Here is a 5,773-nt window from a genome sequence, read left to right as displayed (position 1 = left end):
TTGCCATCGGTGAATGAATCACGAAGAAGAGAGTGCGTCGTATCCGACAGGAATCAAAATCCGTCGGACAATTCGCGCGGCGTACGACACGCGATCCGCGAAACCATGCGCGACACGTAATACACGATTCGCTGTGCGCGGCGAATTCTTACGCCATTAGATCCGGGACAGGTTAACAACGGAGAAACCCGTCGGTGCGGAATCCGGTAATCGGAATGAGAGTGGTGGATTCAGCGGGCGGCCGCGCGCCGGTACGCCCCGACGGCGGCGGGGACGACGACGGCGAGCAGCACCGCGCTGAGCACCAGGGAGACCGGCACCGGGTACTGGACGGGAAAGGCGCCCCGGTCGCTGCCCGTGGACGTGTTGCCGAACAGCTCCCGGCAGGCGGCCACGACGGCGCTGACCGGATTCCATTCGCAGAGCCACCGGAGCCACCCCGGCAGTCCGTCGAGCGGGATGAACGCGTTCGACAGGAACGTCAGCGGCATCACCAGCATGAACGCGATCGAGTTGACCGCCTCCGGGCTCCGTGCCAGCAGTCCGATGAGCGCGCCGAGCCAGGCCATCGTGTAGCCGAGCAGCAGGAGCAGCCCGAAGCCGGCCAGCGCCTTCCCGAGGCCCTCGTGCACCCGCCAGCCGATGGCGTAGCCGACGGCGGCCATCATGACGCAGGCGATGACCGCGAGCGCCAGGTCGGCGAGGGTGCGCGCGATGAGCACGGCGGACCGGGACATCGGGAGCGAGCGGAGCCGGTCGACCATGCCGTTGCCGAGGTCGCCGGCGACGCCGAGCGCGGTGTTGCCCACGTTGGTGAGCATCATCTGGGTGAAGATGCCCGCCATCAGGTACGAGCGGTAGTCGCTGCCCGGCACGGAGATCGCGCTGCCGAAGAGGACGCCGAAGACGACGACGTAAGCGACCGGCATCAGCGTCACGCTGAGCAGCTTCTCCGGGATGCGGACCAGGTGTCTCATGTGCCGGCCGAAGAGTGCGGACACATCACCGACGAGTTCCACCATGACGTACTCGCCCTACCTTTCCGTACCGGCCGGGACGGGCCCGTCGGCCCCGTCGGCCACATCAGCCGCCTCGGCCACGCCGGCCCCATCGGCCACGCCGGCCCCATCGGCCGCGCCGGCCGCGCCGGTCGACTCGGCCGTGGACCCGGTGAGAGCGAGGAACACATCGTCGAGCGAGGGGCGCCGTACGGCGAACCCGGCGGTCCGCACCCCCGCCGAGGCCAGCGCGGCGGCGGCCTCGGAGACCGTCCGCAGCCCGTCCCCGAGCGGGACGGAGACCAGCCGGCCGTCCTCGGCGACGACGGGTTCGGCGCCGGTGGTGCGCAGGGCCGTCACGGTGCCGGCGGTGTCGCCGCCCTCCGCGAGGGTGACGTCGAGGCGCTCCCCGCCGACCTTCGCCTTGAGTTCGTCGGGGGTGCCGTCGGCGATGACCCGGCCGCCGTCGATGACCGCGACGCGGTCGGCGAGCTGGTCGGCCTCCTCCAGGTACTGGGTGGTCATGAGCACGGTGACACCGGCCGCCAACTGCTCCCTGATCATGTCCCAGAGGGTGAGTCTGCTGGTCAGGTCGAGGCCGGTGGTGGGCTCGTCGAGGAAGAGCACCTTGGGCTCCCCGATGAGGCTCGCGGCCAGGTCGAGCCTGCGCCGCATCCCGCCGGAGTACGTCTTGACCTGGCGCTCCGCCGCGTCCGCGAGACCGAGCCGGTCGAGCAGTTCACCGGCCCTGGCCCGCGCGGCCGGCCGGCCGAGGCGGTGCAGGGTGCCGATGAGCCGCAGGTTCTCGCGCCCGGTGAGCCGTTCGTCGAGGGCCGCGTACTGGCCGGTGAGGCCGATCCTGCGGCGTACCTCGCGCGGCTGTTCCCGTACGTCGTAACCGGCGACCCGCGCCCGGCCGCCGTCCGCGTCGAGCAGTGTGGCGAGTACGCGTACGGTCGTCGTCTTGCCCGCTCCGTTGGGTCCGAGGATCCCCAGCAGCGTTCCGGTGGGAACGGAAAGTTCCACCCCGCGCAGCGCTTCGTGGCCCCCGTACCGCTTACGAAGCCCTTCCGCTTCGATAGCGATTTCCATGAATGCACCTCAAGAACTTGGATTGCGCGGACGGTGCCGCGGCCCCCCTTCGCCCAATTGCCGTGAGGCACGGGGCTCGTGGGAAGGCAGCGTTACTAAAGCACCCTGACTGCCACCTGACAAGTTCCGGCCATCGCACCGGCGCCGCACTCGATATTTGAATTATGAACCAGCGGGCGCCGAGGCTCGGACGATAGCGACATTTCCCCGTTTCACCCCCCGTTGTCGCCCCTTTGGTGCGGTCGGCGCCATCTCGCGTTCCGAGAACGCTTCTGAAGTTTCCTTTAGGTGAACAGAAAGCGAAAAGTGCGGTAGCGCTTTCCGGAGATGTCGCCGACAGCGCTGCCGAGGGTCCATCCTCGGTGCGTCATACACGGAACACGGATGCCGTGCACGGAGCACGGACACCGACGCACACCGACGGAGGAGCCAGTGGGCCACCCGAACGGCGCAGCCCCCGCCCACCGGCCCGCCCTGGCGCCCTGGTTCCGCCGGTTCGGACCGGCCGGGGAGCCCAGGATCCGGCTGGTGTGCTTCCCGTACGCGGGCGGCGCCGCCAGCGCCTTCCGTACCTGGCCGGGCCGGCTGCCGGCCGATGTCGAGGTGCTGGCCGTGCGGTATCCGGGGCGCCAGGACCGGCTCCACGAGGCGCCCGCCGAGGACATGGACGCGCTCGCCGGGCCGGTCGCCGAGGCGCTGGCGCCCTTCCTCGACCGGCCGCTGGCGCTCTTCGGGCACAGCATGGGCGCCTCGGTCGCCTTCGAGGTGGCCCTGCGGATCGAGGAGCGGCACGGCACCCCGCCCGCCGCGCTCCTCGTCTCGGGGCGGGCGGCGCCCGGCCACACCCGTACCGCCTTCCTCCACACCCAGGGCGACGAGGCGCTGATCGCGGATGTCCTGCGGCTGGACGCCGCGGCGGCGCCCGTGCTCGCCGATCCGGGGCTGCGGGAGCTGGTCATGGGGTCGATCCGGGCCGACTACCGGCTCAGCGAGACCTACCGGCCCCGGCCCCGTGCGGCGACCGGGGCGCCGATCACCGCGTACGTGGGGCGGGAGGACCCCGATATCGAGCCGGGGGAGCTCCGCGCCTGGTCCCCGCGCACCCGTGCCGGGTACCGCGAGAGAATCTTCCCAGGGGACCATTTCTACCTCGTCCCGCACGAGGCGGAGCTGGTCCAGGACGTGGCGGCCCGGCTCCGTACCGTCACCTAGGCCGGGCCGCCGCACGGTCCTGGCCGGCGGGCCGCCCGGACCCGCCGCGCCTCCGGCAGGGCGTCGGCGCGGCCCCGGTGAGAGGCTCTGACCATGCGCGTGTTCCACGGTCCGGTGTCGGCCGGCGGCCGCATAGGCCGGATCGGCCGGATCGGCCAGAGCAAGCCGCTCTTCGCGCTCGCGCGGGCGCTGCCCTTCGCGGAGCTCGCGGCGGTCCTGACCATCGAGCTCTCCCCCGCGCACTTCCTCTACACGGGGCCGCTCCTCTCCCCGGCGCCCGCGCTGGCCGCCGTCACGATGGGGCCCGTCGGCACCGGCTTCGTGGCCTTCCTCGCCGGGGTGGTGAGCGCGATCACCGCGACCGTCAACCACGCCTGGGGCACCCAGGAGGTCTACGCCAATCTGCTCGCCCTGCTGGTGGTGACCGTGGCCAGTGTCGCGATCAGCCTCGCCCGGGTGCGCAGGGAGCGGGAGCTGTCGCGGGTCCGGCGGATCGCCGAGGTCTCGCAGGACATGGTGGTGCGCCCGGTCCCGCCCCGGCTGGCGGGGATACGGGCCGCCGGCGTCTATCTGGCGGCCGAGGAGGGCGCGCACATCGGGGGCGACCTGTACGAGGCGGTGGACACGCCGTTCGGGGTCCGGATGATCGTGGGCGACGTACGGGGCAAGGGGCTGCCCGCGGTGCGGTCGGCCGCCACCGTGCTGGGCGCGTTCCGCGAGGCCGCGCAGTACGAGCCGGACCTGGCGGAGGTGGTACGGCGCTGTGAGGCCGCCCTGCGCAGGGACCTCTCCCGCTCCGGGGCGGAGACGGCCCCCGGGGGCGGGGACGCGTACCCGGCCGAGCAGTTCGTGACGGCGGTCCTCGCCCAGGTGCCGGACGGCTCCGTCGTGGAGCTGGTCAGCCGGGGCCATCCGCCGCCGCTGATGCTCCACCGGGGCGAGGTGACCCCGCTGGAGACGGCGTGCCCGCTGCCCCCGCTCGGCCTGGAGGAGTTTCTGACCGGGCCGCCCGCGGCGGTCGAGAAGTACCCGTTCGGGGCGGGCGACCGGCTGCTCCTCCACACCGACGGGGTGCTGGAGGCCCGCGACCGCGACCGGAACTTCTTCGACCTCCCCGCCCAGCTCGCCGGGCTCGGCGACGCCCCTCCCGAGGAGCTCCTCGACCGGCTGCGCCGCGCCCTCGCCCACCACACCCGGGGCCATCTGGCGGACGACGCGGCCATGATCCTGATCGAACGGGACACCGGGGGCGGGGCGGGCCAGGACCGTACCGGCCACCCCGAGAGCAGCCCTGCAAGCCGCCCCGGGAGCAGCGCCGAGAGCCGGTACGGAGGCCGGTGAGCCCGAGGGCCGGAGTCGTCCCGGCCCCGGGGCTCACCAGCCGTCCCTCAGTAGCGGTCGAGGATGAGCTGCGTCTTGAGGATGTCGCCCCGGTAGAGCCAGCCGTTCGACTCGGCGACCGCGATGGCGTCGCTGTGCAGACGGGCGGCGTCGGCGTACTTGTCGGTCTTGAACGACAGTTCGACAACATACTCCGTGCCACTGCCGCCCGCGCCCACGACGGGAACGACCTCGACACTCGCGTCGTCGGAGGCTCCCCACGCGCCCGACCAGACCTGCGAGGTCACCGGGCCATGGCCGCGGGCCGCCTTGAGCACGCCCGAACCCCACTTGTCCGCGCCCCAGTTGTCGAGCTTGCCGGGGATGTCGTCGACCAGCCAGCCGAGGCCGGTGGCGTTCGGCGGCATCGTGGTGCCGGAGTAGCCGCTCGCGCCGTGGCTCTTCTCGACGGAGAAGCTGAGGGTCTGCTTGCCGTACCCCCAGTCCACCTCCGCCTTGTAGTTGGTGTCTCCGCTGTCGAAGCCCGCGGCGTTGGCCTGGGTCAGGGCGGCGTCGATGTCGCCGCCGGTCACCGGGAACCGCTTCTTGTAGGTCTCCTCGAACGACGAGCCCGACTTGTGGCGGAGCCGGACGCTCCACCCCACGCCGTCGACGGCGCGCGCGTCGGTGTCGAAGTACGCGTACGAACGCGCCGCCGCGGAGCCGGAGATACCGAAGGCCGACCGTACGGCCGCGGTCGGGGCGTGCGAGGCGTCGAGCGCCGCGGCGGTCAGGTTGATCTTGACTTCGTACGTCGGTACGGCGTTGGACTTGGCGAAGGCCTCCGGCGCGGGCGCGAAGACGGTGGCGGCGACGGCGAGGGCGGCGGCCAGGGAGAGCGCCGAGGCACGCGGACGACGGAGCGGCAGTGTGGTGATGTCCATGTCAGGACCGTGCCCATGACGGATGGTCACCGGGCGAGCGCCCGGGGAGGAGCAGCCGAACCCGGGATGACCACGAGGGGAACCGGGCGGCCCCGGAAGCGGCCCGCAGGCCCGGAACGCCCCGCCCGCCGTGCGCTCTCCGCCACTCGCCGCATGCCGCTCGCCGCATGCCGCTCACCGCATGCGGCTCACCGCTCACCGCATGCC

General features: G+C 72.2%; 5 protein-coding genes. 2 read left to right on the top strand and 3 right to left on the bottom strand.

Annotation, left to right across the window (positions count from 1 at the left end):
- Window positions 1-230: 230 nt before the first annotated feature.
- Both AB0O07_RS04290 and AB0O07_RS04285 read right to left on the bottom strand, forming a co-directional pair.
- Entirely contained in the window at window positions 231-1,022 is a 792-nt protein-coding gene (locus AB0O07_RS04290; protein WP_365626528.1) for an ABC transporter permease, read from the bottom strand.
- A gap of 12 nt (window positions 1,023-1,034) precedes the next feature.
- On the bottom strand, window positions 1,035-2,090 hold the full coding sequence (locus AB0O07_RS04285; protein ID WP_365626525.1) for an ATP-binding cassette domain-containing protein: 1,056 nt from the start codon (window positions 2,088-2,090) through the stop codon (window positions 1,035-1,037).
- A gap of 432 nt (window positions 2,091-2,522) precedes the next feature.
- Between AB0O07_RS04285 and AB0O07_RS04280 the strand changes: the two genes are divergently transcribed.
- Both AB0O07_RS04280 and AB0O07_RS04275 read left to right on the top strand, forming a co-directional pair.
- Complete coding sequence (locus AB0O07_RS04280) at window positions 2,523-3,302, top strand: alpha/beta fold hydrolase (RefSeq protein ID WP_365626522.1); 780 nt, start codon at window positions 2,523-2,525, stop codon at window positions 3,300-3,302.
- A gap of 93 nt (window positions 3,303-3,395) precedes the next feature.
- Window positions 3,396-4,643, top strand: coding sequence for a PP2C family protein-serine/threonine phosphatase (locus AB0O07_RS04275; protein ID WP_365626519.1), 1,248 nt, complete (start codon window positions 3,396-3,398; stop codon window positions 4,641-4,643).
- A gap of 47 nt (window positions 4,644-4,690) precedes the next feature.
- Here AB0O07_RS04275 and AB0O07_RS04270 read toward each other — a convergent pair whose 3' ends face one another.
- Window positions 4,691-5,566, bottom strand: a complete 876-nt coding sequence (locus AB0O07_RS04270; RefSeq protein WP_365626516.1) for a hypothetical protein — start codon at window positions 5,564-5,566, stop codon at window positions 4,691-4,693.
- Between the last annotated feature and the right edge of the window lie 207 nt (window positions 5,567-5,773).

Origin of the sequence: Streptomyces sp. NPDC093085 (assembly GCF_040683935.1) — a bacterium.
Lineage (GTDB): Bacteria > Actinomycetota > Actinomycetes > Streptomycetales > Streptomycetaceae > Streptomyces.
The sequence above is the reverse complement of the archived record's forward strand: the minus strand, read 5'-3'. Positions and strand labels throughout refer to the sequence as shown.

Coding starts and splice junctions, on each gene's coding strand:
- AB0O07_RS04270 (WP_365626516.1), bottom strand. CDS start 5,566: ATGGACATCACCACACTGCCGCTCCGTCGTCCGCGTGCCTCGGCGCTC.
- AB0O07_RS04285 (WP_365626525.1), bottom strand. CDS start 2,090: ATGGAAATCGCTATCGAAGCGGAAGGGCTTCGTAAGCGGTACGGGGGC.
- AB0O07_RS04290 (WP_365626528.1), bottom strand. CDS start 1,022: ATGGTGGAACTCGTCGGTGATGTGTCCGCACTCTTCGGCCGGCACATG.
- AB0O07_RS04275 (WP_365626519.1), top strand. CDS start 3,396: ATGCGCGTGTTCCACGGTCCGGTGTCGGCCGGCGGCCGCATAGGCCGG.